The organism is Neisseria brasiliensis (genome assembly GCF_009671065.1).
Lineage (GTDB): Bacteria > Pseudomonadota > Gammaproteobacteria > Burkholderiales > Neisseriaceae > Neisseria > Neisseria brasiliensis.
Genome location: NZ_CP046027.1, coordinates 529528 through 544759, shown reverse-complemented (window position 1 = coordinate 544759; position 15232 = coordinate 529528). Strand labels below are relative to the sequence as shown.

Genomic DNA, 15232 nt, shown 5'->3' with positions numbered 1-15232 from the left:
GCGATATATTTCTTAAAACAAGTATGCACTTTTTGGATATATACTATCTAAAAGGATGGTTAAAGAATGAAAGAACAGAGCCGATGAAAGAATACAAAAGCAATATTATTTTCGATGAGGAAACCTTCTTCAGCTATACGCAATCGGTATTGAACGGTAAATGGAAATTGCAGATTATCTATGTTTTGTCGAAATACGAAGTGGTGCGCTACAACGAATTGCGGCGGCTATTGGGTGAGATTACTTTTAAAATGTTGAGCAATACCTTGAAGGAAATGGAAGCCGATGGTTTGATTCATCGTGAGGAGTATCCGCAGATTCCGCCAAAAGTAGAATACAGCCTGACGGAAAAAGGCCGTTCATTGTGGCCGATTATTCGCAGCATGTGTGACTGGGGCGAGAAAAACCGTGTGATGGCAGCGGAAGATTAACGCATAATTTAAACGTTTATCGATGAAATAGAAGAAGGCCGTCTGAAAGATTATCTTTCAGACGGCCTTCTGATTTTAAATGTTATTCAGCCAATTCGGTTTGCTCGTGCGACATGATTTCTTGTCCCACGTCTTCCATCAGGCTTAAGTAACGTTCGTAGTTTTTCAGCATGTCGGCAATCAATTCTTCACGGCTCATGTATTGCACGTCGTAGCCGGTGCGGCCGTCTGAAAAATAGGTGACCGGTGCGTAAGTGGTGTTGCTGCGGATATGCGGCAGGTTACTTTCCTGTACCAATTGCTCGGCGATGTCGTAACGCACGGATTTGATGCCGTATACGAAGTTACGCATGGTCGATTTTTCAATCACCAATTCAATCGACGGTTCTTCATCGTTCAACGCTTCGGTGTTGACTTGCACGGTCAGACCATAGCCTTTGTTCATTTCCATACTCAATTCACGCATGGCCGGCAGGGCGGTGTATTTCAGGAAACTGTGGATATCATGTTCCTGAGGTTGGTTGAGCATGGTTTGCAAACGCTCTCTCCAACGCTCGCCTGTCCAATAGCTGCTGGTTGGGGTCACTGCTGCTTTGAAGTATTTCTGGTCGGCTTCTAAGGCTTTCCATAAACTGAAGGCCATCAGAATCATCAAAAATGCAAACGGCAAAGCAGTAATCAGGGTCATAGTTTGCAATACACTCATGCCGCCGGAATTGAGCAGGGCAATAGCAATCGCCGACATCAAAATACCCCACATGATGGCCTGCCATTTTGGCGAGACCATGCTTTTATCACGTGACGCAATGCTGTTCAACACATAAATGCCGGAGTCGGCAGAGGTGATGAAGAACAAAGAAATGATGATCAGGGCGACAATGCTGCTCAATGTTGGCAACGGCAGGTAGTCTAAGAAGGCAAACAGCAATTTTTCTGGTGAAGAAGTCAGGCCAGCCAAGGCACCGTTAGCCACGTTGGCATCCAGCCAGATGGCGCTGTTACCGAAGATGGTAAACCACAACACGCAATACACGCTTGGAATCACCAATACACCAAAAATAAATTCACGAATGGTGCGGCCGCGTGAAATACGAGCGATAAACAGGCCGACAAATGGCGCCCATGAACACCACCATGCCCAGTAAAGCACGGTCCAACCGTTGAACCAAGCGGTATTGCTGGATTCGTACACATAGGTTTTGAAGCTCAGTTCGACCAAATTACTGATGTAATCGCCCAAGTTGTTGCTGAATGCACCCAGTAAGTGCAGGGTAGGACCAGTGCACAATACGAACAACATCAACAATACGGCCAATACCAAGTTGGTTTCACTCAGGATTTTTACGCCCTTACCCACGCCGGATACGGCTGAAGTCACGGCCAGTGTCATCACGGCAATAATCACGATAACTTGCATGCTGAAGCTGTTTTGCGATACCCAACCAATTTGCTGCAAGCCTGAGCCCAACTGCATGGCGCCAAAGCCCAAGGTAGTAATAATACCGAACAGCGTGGCAATCAGCGCCATGACTTCAATGGCATCACCCAAGCGGCCGTTGATTTTGTCTTTTAAAATCGGATAAAAACACGAACGCAAGGCCAGCGGTAATTTATAGCGGAAACCGAAATAGGCCAGCGCCAAAGCAATCACGCCATAAATCGCCCAAGCATGGATGCCCCAGTGGAAAAAGGTATGCAGCATAGCAGATTCTGCATCGCCGTTACTGATGGGGTCAGCATAGTGTGACAGCGGTTCAGCCACGCCAAAAAACATCAAACCTACGCCCATGCCCGCGGCAAACAGCATAGACAGCCACGACATGAATGAAAATTCAGGCTCTTCTTCATCGGTGCCCAATTTGATGCTGCCAAGATTACTGATGGCAAGGAAGATTAAGAAAAACAAGAAAATCGAAAAGGTTAAAATATAAAACCAGCTAAAATGCTGAAAAATACCTTCTTTCAGAAAGTTGAGCGTATTTTGCATGCCCACCGGAAAAGCGAGTGTGCCGACCAGTAATAGAACAACGAAAATTAATGTGGCGACAATCACAATTGGATTGAAAGAGGATTTATTTTGGATGAGCGAGTTAAGACTCATTAACTTCTCCATATTGGTATCGCGTCAGATAGCGATATAAATTTCAGACGGCCTTCTGTCATAAACAGAAAAAGCGAAGGTAAGAAACAATTTAATCAAAGCCGTTAAATTGCTTTTTTGAGAAAATAATCAATAATTATAACGAATTAACAAGTTTCTGTAAAATTGCCAACAATTAGCCGGAATTTTTAAGATATTTTATGTTTTTAGTTATTTGATTTTAAGTGAGAAAATTTTTTAAACAAGAAGGTTATGAAAAATAGGGAAATATGAATAGGGAAATATGAATTTTAATCTTCTGAATCAATGATGTGTGAAACTTGTGGGTGAACTTAGCGATGGAATAGGGAGGAGTGGGTAATAAAAAACCCGCTTTATTCAAAAGCGGGTTTAAATTAGGTAAATTAACCTTTACGAGCAGGCAATTTTTCTTTAATACGGGCTGCTTTACCAGTCAAGCCACGCAAGTAGTACAGTTTCGCACGGCGAACGTCACCACGGCGTTTTACTTCGATTTTTTCAACGTTTGGAGAGTACAGTTGGAAAGTACGCTCAACGCCTTCACCGCTAGAGATTTTGCGTACGATGAAGTTGCTGTTTAAGCCACGATTACGACGGGCGATGACCACGCCTTCGTAAGCTTGTAAACGGCTACGGGTACCCTCTACTACGCGTACAGACACGACTACGGTGTCACCTGGTGCAAATTCAGGGATTTCTTTGTTCAAACGAGCGATTTCTTCTTGCTCTAATTGTTGAATCAGGTTCATTGTTTTTCCTAGATTATGATTGGATTTCCCGTTGCTCTGCCAAGATTTCTTGTAAGAGGCGGGTTTCCTTTGGGATTAAACTGCGCTTTTCCAGAAGATCCGGTCTGCGCGCTAATGTGCGTTGCAGCGATTGTTTCAACCGCCACTCGGCAATCAATGCATGGTTGCCCGAACGCAAAACATCCGGCACGGCCATGCCTTGAAATTCTAAAGGTTTGGTGTAATGCGGACAGTCTAACAGGCCGTCTGAAAACGAATCCTGCTCGGCAGACTGAATATCGCCCAATACACCAGGTACAAATCTTAATACCGCGTCCATCAGCATCATCGCCGGCAATTCACCACCAGAAACGACAAAATCGCCCATGCTGATTTCTTCGTCAACGCTGTGTTGCAACAAGCGCTCGTCAATGCCTTCATAGCGGCCGCACAATAAAATCAGGCTGTCTGATTGCGCCAATTCAACCGCTTTTTGATGGTTGAACAATGCGCCTTGCGGGCTGAGGTAAATCACTTTGCTGTTGCTTGCGCTGTTTTTTTTCGCTTCATCGATTGCGGCTTGCAACGGAGGCGCTTGCATAATCATGCCCGGGCCGCCGCCGAAAGGGCGGTCATCGATGTAGCCGAGTTTGTTGTCGGCAAATCGGCGCGGATTAATGGCATGAAATTGCCATAAATTCTGCTTTCTTGCCCGACCGGTCACGCCGTATTCGGTAATGCTGTCAAACATTTCCGGAAACAAGGTAATGCTTTGAATCAACATCAGTAATCCAAGCCCCAGTCAACGGTGATGGTCTGTTTGTCGGCATCTACGTTTCCAACGTATTGCGACACAAACGGAATCAGCTTTTGACCATATTCGCCGTGAATTACCAAGACATCATTGGCACCGGTTTCCATTAGGTTTTTGACCGTACCTAAAGTCAAGCCTTCTTGGTTGACAACGGTCATGCCCACTAAATCTGCCCAGTAGAATTCATCTTCTTCAGTCGGGGCAAATTCGGAGCGGGGGATTTCGATGGTATAACCGCGCAGCAAAAATGCTTGGTTGCGGTCATCGATACCTTCGAATCTTACCTGTAATTCATCGCCGACGGCTTTACCGGCTTCGATGGTGACGGTCAGGATTTCGCCGTCTTTGCGTAACTGCCATTGCGGGTAGTCCAGCAGGCTGTCGGTGTATTCGGTGTTGGCAGCGATTTTAAGCCAGCCTTTGACGCCGAATACGCCTTTAATGTAGCCCATGGCTACCCATTGTTGCGTGTCTGTCATGGCAATGTGCGGTTAATTAAGCAGCAGCTTTTTGCTCTTTAACCAATTTGGCAACGGCTTCGCTCAATTGCGCGCCTTGACCGATCCAGTGGTTCAGGCGGTCAGTAGCCAAGCGTACGCGTTCTTGTTTTTCATTGGCAACTGGGTTGTAGAAGCCAACGCGCTCGATGAAGCGGCCGTCGCGACGGTTGCGTGAATCAGCAACCACGATGTTGTAGAAAGGGCGGTGTTTAGAGCCACTACGAGCCAAACGGATAACTACCATTTTTTGAGTCCTTTTGATAAATTCGGAGATATAGAAACTGTTTATTTTAGGTTAGTTTGTGGTGTTTAGGCAAGTATTTATTGCCTAAACTTCTCCTTGCCTTGCTCTTCGGTTGGTAAAAGGTTGAGTTTGGCTTGGTAAAGATTTTTGTCCTGCTCCGATTCCATCAGGCTAAAGCCTGATTTTTCGGCCAATTTCAGCATGGCGGTGTTTTCTTTTAGGATTTCCGCGCTCATGCTTTGGTAGCCTTGTTGTGTTGCTAATCGGATAATCAGTTGCATCATTTCGTGCGCCAAACCGCTGCCGCGCATGTCTTCGGAAACGGTAATGCCAAATTCGCATTCATCACGGGTTAGACGACTGAAGCGGCTGACGGCGACAATCAGGCCGTCTGAATTTTCGGCAATCCATGCGCCTTCGCTGTGGTAATCGAGCTTGCTGAATCGGGCAAGTGTCGGTTGTGGTAGCGCGTTGGTGCGGGTCATGAAGCGGGTGTAGCGCGATTGCGGTGACAGTCGGCGGATAAATTGCTGTTTGGCTTCGGCATCTTCGGGCTCAAACGGGCGAACCGATACGGTTTGCCCGTTTTTTAATTTAATTTCGCTTGGATAATCGGCCGGATAAGGGGCGAGCACGTTTTCTGCCGGTTTGGGTTTGTCGGTGTTGTTTTTTTGATGCCAAAATTCGGCAGCTGCTTCACTGGTGGTGCGGATAAATTCGCTGGCACGGGCATTGCTGTGACGCAGGAATTCGGCAGCAGCCTGCATGCGGTGGTTGAAGTCATCGGCAGTCGGCAGATTTGGTTTTTCGACAGTTTTTTCAGACGGCCTGTTATTTTTATGCGAAGCAGGCGCAGGTTGGGTAGGCCATCTGAAATCGCTGCTGATTTGGTTGCTGCTGATATTCAGGATAATTTCGCCGTTGAACAGCTCGGGATTTTGCACCAAGGCATTCATGCTGTGCACAAACTGCTCGATGGCATCTTGATAGCGGTTTAAGTCGGTAAAACGCAAAAGACGTGCCGTATCGAGCGTGGTAAACGGTGGCAACACGGCGATGGTACGGTTTAGGTCGGCTGCACTGATGATGGCGCCGTATTGGGGATGCCGTCTGAAAGTCAGTTTGACCAACGGATAAGTATTGTCATTTTGATAGGCAGGCAGATGCAGTACGGCCGCTAAGTTTTTAGCATGGTCTTTGGCCGCGGCAACAGCTTCGCCGTCAATGTTTTTCAGACGGCCTGATTTTGCCGGTGCGATTTCGTGCTGTATCTGTTGTAAACGATCGGCGACATTGCGTAAATACAAGGTTTGTAAGGCTTGTTCGGGGTTGGGGAAATGTAACAGGCCGTCTGAAACATGGCTGCTGATGAGCAAGGGTTTATCGGTTTGTTTGGCCAAATGATTCAGCATTTTACCGATGGCGGTTTCATTGTGCTCGGCGCTCGGTGCAATTACCGCGAGCAGGGCTTGGGTGTGATTTTGCTGCAATTGTTGCGCGGCCATGCTGCGGTAATGTGCGGCGGTAGGTATGCTGCCCAGATAGCCGTTTTGCAGATTGGGTTTTTCAGACGGCAGGGTTAATTGGATGCCCATTTCAGCGGCAATTGGTTGTAACCAGCCAATCGGCGTGTTGCCCAGCGCGGTGAGCTGGTTGCTTGGCTTGATTTCGGACAAACGGGCATGTAGAGCGGCAGCCAATTCGTTGTGGTTGAGTGTCAGCAGGAAATTGCAGTGGCGGCTTAGGCTTTCTAAAATAGCGCGTTCTGTATCGTCCACGGCATGGGTGCAGTACACGATAATTGGGGTGTGGCGGGCGAAGTGGCGGATGGCGCTGAACAGTTTGCGCTGGTTTTCGGCAGGGTTATGCTGCACCACGGCGATGCGGGTATGGCGGTTGTGGCCGAAGCGGTTGATCCAATCGGCAGCAGAAGTAGGGCTGAGGTCGTAATTCAGGCTGATGTGGCGTGAAACACCTTGCTGCATACGGCGCAACATGACATCGATTTCGCTGCTGACTGCTGCTTGTCCGGTCAATAGTGCAACATGACCGGCCGGAAAATCGGGCAACAGGCCGGTGTTTAGCCCTTGGGTGGGCAATTGAATGCCGGCAGGGCTGCACACGCTGATGTTTAATTCCTGCCCGTGATGCTTTTGAATCGCTTGGCGGGCAGTTTGCCAATCTTCTTCGCTAAGGCTTTCCCAGTCTTGAATCAAAATCAAGTGGTGAAGCTGCTTTTTACGGCAGGCTTTAAACAGCGTTTCGTAGCTGTCGGGTGGGGTGACGACAATCACCAAGTCGGCTTGGTCGTCGATTTTGTTTAAATTCGGGTATGAAGGCAAACCGGCCACGGTTTTGTGGCGTAAATTGACCGGCGTGATTTCACCTTGAAACGAAGAACCTAGAAGCGCGGTTAAGATGCGTTCGCCCAAAGTGTGCGGCCGTTCGCTCGCGCCAACCAAGATGATGTGTTGTGGCATGAAAAAATAGCCGGGCATGGGCTGTGTATTCATGAGGGTGCTTTCGTGTGAAATCGGTTGCGTTAATGAAAAAGGCCGTCTGAAAACAAAGGTATTTTCAGACGGCCTTGATGGGTTTATACCGCTGCAGCGTTTTTGCTTTTTTCACCGGAAGGTTTGGTTTTCGGGAAAATGAAACGCATATTCAAGCCGTTAGGTTTGACATTTTCGGCGATGATTTTACCGTTGTGCTGCTCGACAATGTGCTTGGTCAAAGCCAAGCCTAGGCCGGTGCCCGGTTTGCTGGCGCTGGAGTCGGCGCGGTAAAATGCAGTGAAAATGTGCGGCAATTGCATTTCATCTACTCCCGGACCGTTGTCGGTAATATTCACAATCCAGTTTTTACTGTCTTGGCCGATGTTGACTTTGATGTCGCTGCCTTCAGGGCTGTAATTCATGGCATTGCGAATCACATTGTCAAACGCGCGATATAAATAGCTCTCGTTGGCCGACACAGTGGCGGTTTCCGGAATTTTGCCTTGAATTTGTAAGGTGACGGACTGATGGTTTTGTTGCGCCACGCTTTGGCTGTCTTCCACTAAGTTGGTTAAGAAAGGAATCAGTTTCAGGTTTTCCTTTTCCTGCGGCATGTTGGACGTTTCCAAGCGCGACAGAGTCAGCAACTCGCCCACCAAGGTATCCATACGCGTTAATTCGTCTTCCAAGCGTTTCAGGTATTGATCCTGCTTTTGTGGCTGCGCTTGAATCAGGCCGACAATGGCCTGCATGCGTGCCAGCGGCGAGCGCATTTCGTGGGAAACGTGGTGCAGCAGGTGACGCTCTTTGGCGACCAGCTTTTGCAGTTTTTCCGCCATTTTGTCGAATTGCTGTGCCAAGTGCGACAATTCATCATCACGATCGTCAACTTGTTGCGAAATACGCGTTTCCAAATCGCCATTGGCCACGCGATTCATGCCTTTACCCAAAATACGGATGGGCTTGGTGATGTTGGCCGCCAAGATGTAGGCAGTCAGCAAGCCGACCAGAATGATGAAAGAAAGGATGATGAATTCGTGCCAAATCGGCGGCAGCGGTAAGCCGGGAATGAACAACGGGCTTGGCAAACGTTGCGCCTGTTGATTGTCCCAGCCGCGCACGAAGAAGAGATATTCTTCGCCGAAGCGGTCGTATTCGATGTGTGCCAAATCGGATTTTGGGTTGTTGATGGCAAAGGCGCGGGCGCGTTCAATCATTTTGGTGTCGATGTCGCGGTCAAGAATATCGCGCTTGTTGTCGCCGAGAATGACAAAAACACCGTTGGAGACGGGGCTGTCTTTCCATTCGAACAAAATCTCGCGCGCACCGGCATCGCCGCGTGATTTAAACGCGGAAACAATGCTGTTCATCAACGTCGTTTCGATGGTACGGCGTTGATTAAACTGGTTTTCGGCCAAGGTGTTTTGCATCAGCCAAAATGAAAAACTCGCCACAAAGATTGCGCAGATAATCACGGCGCAAAATGTGGCGAATATGCGTTGAAACAGTTTCATGGGGACTGAATCTTAGTTTTTAACAAACAAATAGCCCAAGCCGCGCACGGTTTGAATCAACGAAGCATCGCCCAATTTGTGGCGGATGCTGGAGATATGCACGTCGATGCTGCGGTCGAATTTGGCCAATTTGCGGTCTAAGGCTTCGACAGACAAGGTCTCTTTGCTCACGACTTGGCCGGCATGGCGCATCAATACTTCCAGCAGGTTGAATTCGGTGCTGGTCAATTCCAACGGGGAGTCTTTGATGGTGGCTTGGCGTTTGGCCGGATACAGCACCACATCGCTCACGGCAATGCTGTTTGGCGTATTGCTTTGCTCGGCATTATTTTGTGCGCGACGCAGAATCGCGTTGATACGCGCCAACAATTCGCGTGGGGTGCAAGGTTTTGGCACATAGTCGTCTGCGCCCATTTCCAAACCGATGATGCGGTCGATGTCGTCACCTTTGGCGGTCAACATAATCACCGGTACGGTGCTTTGGGTGCGGACGTTTTTCAAAACATCCAAGCCGTTCATTTTCGGCATCATGGAATCCAATACGACCACGTCGTATTGACCCGATAAGATTTCCTGCACGCCAGCTTCTCCGTCGGGAACGCTGTGTACGTTTAGGCCTTCGGCGGTCAGGTATTCGGTTAACAGTTCGGTCAATAAAGCGTCGTCATCTACCAATAGTACGCGGCTCATGAGAATTCCTTTTTGGTGGTTGTATGCGCTGTTTTTGTTTGGTTATTAACAAAAGCAGTGAATCAAGAATAGCACTTATCTTAACACGCATTGCATTATTGTTGATAGCTTCTTTTTCTATGCTTTTGCGCTTTTTTGCAATGAATGTAAAGGCCTTTACATTTCAGACGGCCTATTGGAAACAACAGGCCGTCTGAAAAGGGAATATGCCGATTATTTTGCTTTGCTGCAAGGTTTGGCCGTGCTGTGTTTTGGGTCTGCTTGGAAGGTTTGGCAGGCTGATAACAGTGTTGGCAATAACGGTTCGAATGCTTGGTGCGCACGGATTTTGCTTTCGTAAAACGACATCATATACGGAAAGTAATAATACATGGCCTGCATCCATTGTGCACCGGCTTGGGTTTCGCCTTTGCGGTAGCGGTAAAGGCCGACTTGATGTGCGTTGGCGTAAGGGCGGTAGGTGAGCGCATTCAGCGCGGCTTGTTCTGCCCAAGGTTGAATCATCGGATCGGTCGGGTCGGCACGGCGTGTGAGGCTCAATTCTGCGTAGTAAAGTAGCATGGGCTGCTGCTCGGCGATGCGTTTGAGCCCCTCGATTTTACGGCTGGCTTCAGTTGCGGCTTCGGTTTTAGGCCGGCGGCTGTAATCAACTAAATCGGTGTAGGCCCAGCCCAGATTCAAAATGCCGCCAATCAGTAAAATGGCTGCCAAGCCCCCGACATAATTGCGGCGTTTGGCTGCGACAGGGCCGTCTGAAATATCTTGATAGCGTGCAGGCGACAGCGAAACCATCAAGCCGAACGGCACCAGAAAATAAATATACCAAAGCGGGTATTCCAACATGCTGTGGCACAGGGATACCGTCATCAAAGCCAAGAGCAATAAGGAAGCAGCGTGATACGGACGTACCAGCATGCGCCAAACGGCTGCCAGTAGGCTCAATGCTACCAGTAGGGTGCCGACGATGCCGACTTCGGCCAAGAGTTGCAATACAATATTATGGGAATGGGTAAACAACACGCCGAGAATATTGTTGCTATAGTGTTTGAGTTCGGCATGTATTAAGAAGCCTTGTAAGGCATAGCCATTCCAGCCATGACCAAGCCATGGGGCGGATTGAAAGGCAATCCAAGCTTTATGCCATTCGGTTTCGCGGGCAGAGCCTTCAAAGCCGCTGTTGGCAGCACGTTTAACCGCGGTTTCGTAATTGGCATTGCCGAATAATTCGAGCAGCATGCCCATAGAAAATTGAAACACTACCACACAGGCGAGTGCAAACGCGATAATCCCAACCAAACGGTTGGCTTCACGACCGGCGGCGATGCGCCAAAATGGCAACAAGATGCCCACGCCGATCACGTAAGCGAGAATAGTGCGCGAGTTGACTAAGCCGAGAATGCCGGTCAGCAATATCACCAACACCATGCCCAGCCAGTTCGGTATTTTGCGCATTGCCCACAAATAAGCGGCGCACAACAGGCCCCACATCAGATAGTGGCCGAGATGGTTGCGCTGGCCGAGTTGGCCGCTGACATTGTTGCTGCCGCCATAGGCCAAAATGCCTTTGAATATTTCCGCGCCTGCCCAGCCTTTAAACTGCATAAAAGCGATGGTGGCCTGAATCAATGCACCGAACAAAAGCGACCATGCGAACACGGTAACAATGCGCTCTTGCCCGTATTCTGCCACCCAGCCGCGCACTGCCCATGCCATTAAGGCCAGAATCACAAACGTCCACACCACCATGTCGCTCATGCCAGGGTAGGTCAAATCCAATACACGCGCTTGCAGCCACCAAAAGGCGGCCAGTATCAAAAATGTCACGCCGGCGGTGGAAAGGCGTACGTTGAGCAAGCCGTAGCATGCCGTCGCCAACACAAATACCACCGCTCCCAGTAGCGAAGCGGCTTCCAGATAAAAACTGGATAAAGGGCCGATACGGTAAAGCGACAGAAACGGAGCAATGCCGATCCACAAAAAGGCCAGCCATACCGGCAGCAGGCGGGTATGCCATTCGCTATTGAGGCCGTCTGAAAAACGCTGATACATTAAGCCACCGCCTTTCGTTGTGCGTCTTTAATAAAAAACAGGCAGGCAATGAAAAATATCACGCAGCACACCGCCGCCAAGGCCGCGCATACACGGCTGGCCGGTACGGCATCAAACATCCGCATAAAGGCTTCGGCAAAATAAATCAAAATCAGCATGCAGCTGTATTGGTAGGTGTACACCTTGCCTTTTAAAATACCGGCCAGCGGGAGACACAAGGGCAGGGCTTTCAAGGCCAGCCACGAACCGCCCGGGCGCAGCGGCGCAATCCACAATTCCCAAGCCACGCAGATGATAATCAGCGCAATCAAGCTGGCAGAAGCGGCGTAATAAGACCAATGTTTGGCAGAATTTTTCATGTTTTTATCACTTTAAAGCGGCAGGTAATGTGTTATACAACCTGAGACCTTTGCAAAAATCGTCAATTTTTAGCAATCTTTAGATCGTCATTCCCGCGCAGGCGGGAATCCAGACCTATCAGCTTCAGGAATCTTTAACTAACTATTTCAGTAATTTGAAGTTCGAGATTCCCGCCTGCGCGGGAATGACGGACATAGTTTTCTTGGTTCAAATTGAGTTTTACAAAAGTCTCAACCTGCCATCAGACCGTAAAAGGCCGTCTGAAAGTTCCATGGTTTACTTTCAGACGGCCTATCAATAAATGGGAACGATGCCTCAAACTTGGGCAGGCGGTTGCGCTTCGTCGTCTGAGTTTTCGCGTTCAATCGGTTTGGTAAAGCGGCTGAACCAGATGCCTGCTTCATACAAAATAATCAGCGGCACGGCGAGCAGGATTTGCGAAATCACATCCGGCGGCGTGATGATGGCGGCAATCACAAACGCGCCGACAATCACATAAGGGCGCGCGAGCTTGAGTTGCGCCGTATCGACAATACCCATGCGCGCCAATAAGACCACCACCACCGGCACTTCAAAAGTGGTGCCGAACGCGACAAACATGCCTAAAATAAACGACAAATATTTGTCGATGTCGGTCGCCATGTTCACGCCGACAGGGGTCACGCTGGCCAAAAATTGGAAAATCACCGGAAAGACCAAATAATAAGCAAAGGCCATGCCGACGAAAAACAGGATAAAGCTCGACAGCACCAAAGGCGTAATCAAGCGTTTTTCATTTTGATACAGCGCCGGTGCAACAAATGCCCAAACCTGATACAGCGTATGCGGTAGCGACACCAAAAAAGCCGCCATCAAGGTGACTTTCACCGGTACGAAAAACGGCGCAATCACATCGGTGGCAATCATGCTGGTGTCTTTGGGCAGGCTGGCCATCAGCGGCTGCGCGACAAACGAATACAGGGTTTGCGAAAACGGCATCAGTGCTAAAAAGCAGATCAACAGGCCGATGATGATCCACATCAGGCGGCGGCGCAGCTCGAGCAGATGCTCGATTAAGGGCTGGGTCGTAGGTTCGGATGGTTGGATGGGCGTATCAGACACCGTTTACTCACTTTTTACGGACACGAAGTTTCGGTTTGGCGCGGAATTTCGGACGCATATCGCGTTTGCGTTGCATGGCTTGTTTGCGCAGGGTGGCGGTGTGCATGCCGAGAGAATAGGTAGGCGTGGTTTCCACATAGCTGACTTCCGGCGCTTGGTATGACGTGTTGGCCGAAGTCAGGTAATCGCGCCACAATTGATCGGCATCATGTGCTTCAGCGTCTTGCGTGGCTTCGGCAATATCGGGTGTCGGTGGCGCAATCGGTTGGCCGTTTTCGTCTAAAAATTCAATCGGTTCGGCGTTTGGATTGACCTTATCATCTTTGATTTCGGGCAGCAAAATGCCGTTTTCATCGACTTTGAAATCATCAGGCACACGTTGTTCAGGCAGTCGTTCCCAAGGCTTGAGGCCGTCTGAAATGCTATTCAGACTGCTTTGCGCTTCGTTGCTGACTTCCTTCATTTCATTGCGCAACTGATCCGCTGCCGATTCAAATTCCTGCTTGGCCTTGCGCAGCTCTTCCAGCTCAACTTGCACGCTGAGTTCCTGCTTCACGTTGCTGACCAAACGCTGCAGCTTGCCGACCAATTGGCCGGCAGTACGCGCAGCTTTGGGCAGACGCTCGGGCCCCAGCACAATCAGCGCAATCACGCCGAGCAGCAGGAGTTCGCTTAAACCGAAATCAAACATGGATTAGACTTTGTCTTCTTCTTTTTTGTGTTCGATGACTTCGTCTTTGTTGGCTTTTTCGTCGCCTTCGTTCAAACCTTTTTTAAAGTCGTGTACCGCGCCGCCCAAATCTTTGCCGACGTTGCGCAGTTTCTTAGTGCCAAACACCAAAACTACGATGACCAATACGATAATCCAGTGCCAGATAGAAAAGCTACCCATGGTAAATTCCTTTGATTTTTGAAATGGTTAAATTCGGTCGTGCCGATAATCAGGCTGGTGTACCCATGATGTGGATGTGCAGATGGAAAACTTCCTGTCCGCCGCCTTTGCCGGTGTTGATTAAGGTTTTGAAGCCGTTGGTCAAGCCCGCTTCTTGTGCGATTTGTGGCACTTTTAGCATCATTTTGCCCAACAATGTTTCATGCTCGGCTTGGGCATGTGCCAGCGAGTCGAAATGCACTTTGGGAATCAGCAGCAGATGCACGGGTGCAGCTGGGTTGATGTCTTTGAAGCACAACATATCGGCATCTTCATAGACGCTGGCGGAAGGGATTTGTTTATCCACGATTTTACAGAAAATGCAGTCGCTCACGGGTATCACTCCAATGCGGCCGTCTGAACTTTCAGACGGCATGAAATCGAATAGGGCTGATTGTAATACAGTTTCACTGGTCTGTGCGAGCGGCTTTTTCCACCAATCCCGATAAACCTTGACGGCGCGCAAGTTCGGCAATCACATCTTCGACGCGCAAACCGTGGTGCGCCAGCAAAACCATGCTGTGAAACCACAAATCGGCGGTTTCGTAAACCAAGTGTTCTGCTTCGCCGTCTTTCGATGCCATCAACACTTCGCCTGCTTCTTCGATGACTTTTTTCAGAATTTTGTCTTCGCCTTTGTAAAAAAGCTGGGCGACATAAGATTCTTCAGGATTATGACCCTTGCGCGAGTCAATCACGTTTTGAATTTCGCTTAATACATTGTTGCTCATAAAGATTCCGTTCGCTGGGTAGGCCGTCTGAAAATTTTCAGACGGCCTGAAAGGCTTTAAATGTCTGCGGGATGAGATTAAGAATGGCTGTGGCCGTAAATCTCGTTTTCATCTTTCAACACGGCATCGACGGTTTGCCATTGGCTGCCGTCCCATTTCTGGTAGAAGCAGCTCTCGCGGCCGGTATGGCAGGCAATGCCGCCGTGTTGCTCAATCAGCATCACAATCGCATCGCCATCGCAATCCAAGCGCAGCTCGTGTACTTTTTGTGTGTGGCCGGATTCTTCGCCTTTCATCCATTGCTTTTGGCGGCTGCGACTGTAATAGTGGGCAAAACCGGTTTCGGCGGTTTTGGCGACTGCTTCGGCGTTCATCCACGCCACCATCAACACGCGGCCGCTTTGCCAATCTTGCGCGATGGCGCACACTAAGCCTTTTTCATCGAATTTGACGGCGGAAAGTAGGGTGTCTGTGTTCATGTCGGAATATCCTGACAGGCCGTCTGAAAGGTAATCAAAAGTA

17 protein-coding genes are annotated in these 15232 nt (G+C 49.1%); 1 reads left to right on the top strand and 16 read right to left on the bottom strand.

From position 1 onward, the window contains the following. Window positions 1-83: 83 nt before the first annotated feature. Window positions 84-431 (top strand): winged helix-turn-helix transcriptional regulator, encoded by a 348-nt coding sequence (locus GJV52_RS02820; RefSeq protein ID WP_100562403.1) that lies wholly within the window; start codon window positions 84-86, stop codon window positions 429-431. A gap of 82 nt (window positions 432-513) precedes the next feature. Here the strand turns inward: GJV52_RS02820 and GJV52_RS02815 are convergent, their stop codons facing one another. The 16 genes from GJV52_RS02815 to hisI form a co-directional block, all read right to left on the bottom strand. Further along, window positions 514-2532 (bottom strand): BCCT family transporter, encoded by a 2019-nt coding sequence (locus GJV52_RS02815; RefSeq protein WP_100562405.1) that lies wholly within the window; start codon window positions 2530-2532, stop codon window positions 514-516. A 404-nt stretch (window positions 2533-2936) separates the two neighbouring features. Further along, the gene (gene rplS, locus GJV52_RS02810; RefSeq protein WP_095503711.1) at window positions 2937-3302 is read right to left on the bottom strand and encodes a 50S ribosomal protein L19; all 366 of its coding nucleotides are present in this window, start codon (window positions 3300-3302) and stop codon (window positions 2937-2939) included. A gap of 13 nt (window positions 3303-3315) precedes the next feature. After that, the gene (gene trmD, locus GJV52_RS02805; RefSeq protein ID WP_095503710.1) at window positions 3316-4065 is read right to left on the bottom strand and encodes a tRNA (guanosine(37)-N1)-methyltransferase TrmD; all 750 of its coding nucleotides are present in this window, start codon (window positions 4063-4065) and stop codon (window positions 3316-3318) included. Further along, window positions 4065-4574: a ribosome maturation factor RimM gene (rimM, locus tag GJV52_RS02800; protein WP_100562407.1), complete on the bottom strand. Its 510-nt coding sequence runs from the start codon at window positions 4572-4574 to the stop codon at window positions 4065-4067. The genes trmD and rimM overlap by 1 nt, the downstream gene beginning before the upstream one ends. 16 nt (window positions 4575-4590) lie before the next feature. Then, window positions 4591-4839 (bottom strand): 30S ribosomal protein S16, encoded by a 249-nt coding sequence (rpsP, locus tag GJV52_RS02795; protein WP_095503708.1) that lies wholly within the window; start codon window positions 4837-4839, stop codon window positions 4591-4593. 77 nt (window positions 4840-4916) lie between these two features. Then, window positions 4917-7352 (bottom strand): bifunctional acetate--CoA ligase family protein/GNAT family N-acetyltransferase, encoded by a 2436-nt coding sequence (locus GJV52_RS02790; RefSeq protein WP_100562409.1) that lies wholly within the window; start codon window positions 7350-7352, stop codon window positions 4917-4919. An 83-nt stretch (window positions 7353-7435) separates the two neighbouring features. Next, window positions 7436-8848, bottom strand: coding sequence for a sensor histidine kinase (locus tag GJV52_RS02785; RefSeq protein ID WP_100562411.1), 1413 nt, complete (start codon window positions 8846-8848; stop codon window positions 7436-7438). 12 nt (window positions 8849-8860) lie between these two features. After that, window positions 8861-9538: a response regulator transcription factor gene (locus GJV52_RS02780; protein ID WP_100562413.1), complete on the bottom strand. Its 678-nt coding sequence runs from the start codon at window positions 9536-9538 to the stop codon at window positions 8861-8863. 213 nt (window positions 9539-9751) lie between these two features. Continuing rightward, the gene (locus tag GJV52_RS02775; protein WP_100562415.1) at window positions 9752-11587 is read right to left on the bottom strand and encodes a PglL family O-oligosaccharyltransferase; all 1836 of its coding nucleotides are present in this window, start codon (window positions 11585-11587) and stop codon (window positions 9752-9754) included. Further along, window positions 11587-11946 (bottom strand): DUF2069 domain-containing protein, encoded by a 360-nt coding sequence (locus tag GJV52_RS02770; protein WP_095502886.1) that lies wholly within the window; start codon window positions 11944-11946, stop codon window positions 11587-11589. The genes GJV52_RS02775 and GJV52_RS02770 overlap by 1 nt, the downstream gene beginning before the upstream one ends. A gap of 316 nt (window positions 11947-12262) precedes the next feature. Next, complete coding sequence (gene tatC, locus GJV52_RS02765; protein WP_095502885.1) at window positions 12263-13048, bottom strand: twin-arginine translocase subunit TatC; 786 nt, start codon at window positions 13046-13048, stop codon at window positions 12263-12265. 7 nt (window positions 13049-13055) lie between these two features. Further along, window positions 13056-13739: a Sec-independent protein translocase protein TatB gene (tatB, locus tag GJV52_RS02760; RefSeq protein ID WP_095502884.1), complete on the bottom strand. Its 684-nt coding sequence runs from the start codon at window positions 13737-13739 to the stop codon at window positions 13056-13058. Window positions 13740-13742: 3 nt separating this feature from the next. Then, the gene (gene tatA, locus GJV52_RS02755) at window positions 13743-13940 is read right to left on the bottom strand and encodes a Sec-independent protein translocase subunit TatA (protein WP_095502883.1); all 198 of its coding nucleotides are present in this window, start codon (window positions 13938-13940) and stop codon (window positions 13743-13745) included. Window positions 13941-13989: 49 nt separating this feature from the next. Beyond that, window positions 13990-14313 (bottom strand): histidine triad nucleotide-binding protein, encoded by a 324-nt coding sequence (locus GJV52_RS02750; protein WP_100562417.1) that lies wholly within the window; start codon window positions 14311-14313, stop codon window positions 13990-13992. Window positions 14314-14386: 73 nt separating this feature from the next. Then, on the bottom strand, window positions 14387-14710 hold the full coding sequence (locus tag GJV52_RS02745; protein WP_100562419.1) for a phosphoribosyl-ATP diphosphatase: 324 nt from the start codon (window positions 14708-14710) through the stop codon (window positions 14387-14389). Between the two features lie 77 nt (window positions 14711-14787). Further along, window positions 14788-15189: a phosphoribosyl-AMP cyclohydrolase gene (hisI, locus tag GJV52_RS02740; protein WP_095502880.1), complete on the bottom strand. Its 402-nt coding sequence runs from the start codon at window positions 15187-15189 to the stop codon at window positions 14788-14790. Window positions 15190-15232 lie beyond the last annotated feature (43 nt).

Coding starts and splice junctions, on each gene's coding strand:
- GJV52_RS02820 (WP_100562403.1), top strand. CDS start 84: ATGAAAGAATACAAAAGCAATATTATTTTCGATGAGGAAACCTTCTTC.
- GJV52_RS02815 (WP_100562405.1), bottom strand. CDS start 2,532: ATGAGTCTTAACTCGCTCATCCAAAATAAATCCTCTTTCAATCCAATT.
- rplS (WP_095503711.1), bottom strand. CDS start 3,302: ATGAACCTGATTCAACAATTAGAGCAAGAAGAAATCGCTCGTTTGAAC.
- trmD (WP_095503710.1), bottom strand. CDS start 4,065: ATGTTGATTCAAAGCATTACCTTGTTTCCGGAAATGTTTGACAGCATT.
- rimM (WP_100562407.1), bottom strand. CDS start 4,574: ATGACAGACACGCAACAATGGGTAGCCATGGGCTACATTAAAGGCGTA.
- rpsP (WP_095503708.1), bottom strand. CDS start 4,839: ATGGTAGTTATCCGTTTGGCTCGTAGTGGCTCTAAACACCGCCCTTTC.
- GJV52_RS02790 (WP_100562409.1), bottom strand. CDS start 7,352: ATGAATACACAGCCCATGCCCGGCTATTTTTTCATGCCACAACACATC.
- GJV52_RS02785 (WP_100562411.1), bottom strand. CDS start 8,848: ATGAAACTGTTTCAACGCATATTCGCCACATTTTGCGCCGTGATTATC.
- GJV52_RS02780 (WP_100562413.1), bottom strand. CDS start 9,538: ATGAGCCGCGTACTATTGGTAGATGACGACGCTTTATTGACCGAACTG.
- GJV52_RS02775 (WP_100562415.1), bottom strand. CDS start 11,587: ATGTATCAGCGTTTTTCAGACGGCCTCAATAGCGAATGGCATACCCGC.
- GJV52_RS02770 (WP_095502886.1), bottom strand. CDS start 11,946: ATGAAAAATTCTGCCAAACATTGGTCTTATTACGCCGCTTCTGCCAGC.
- tatB (WP_095502884.1), bottom strand. CDS start 13,739: ATGTTTGATTTCGGTTTAAGCGAACTCCTGCTGCTCGGCGTGATTGCG.
- tatA (WP_095502883.1), bottom strand. CDS start 13,940: ATGGGTAGCTTTTCTATCTGGCACTGGATTATCGTATTGGTCATCGTA.
- GJV52_RS02745 (WP_100562419.1), bottom strand. CDS start 14,710: ATGAGCAACAATGTATTAAGCGAAATTCAAAACGTGATTGACTCGCGC.
- hisI (WP_095502880.1), bottom strand. CDS start 15,189: ATGAACACAGACACCCTACTTTCCGCCGTCAAATTCGATGAAAAAGGC.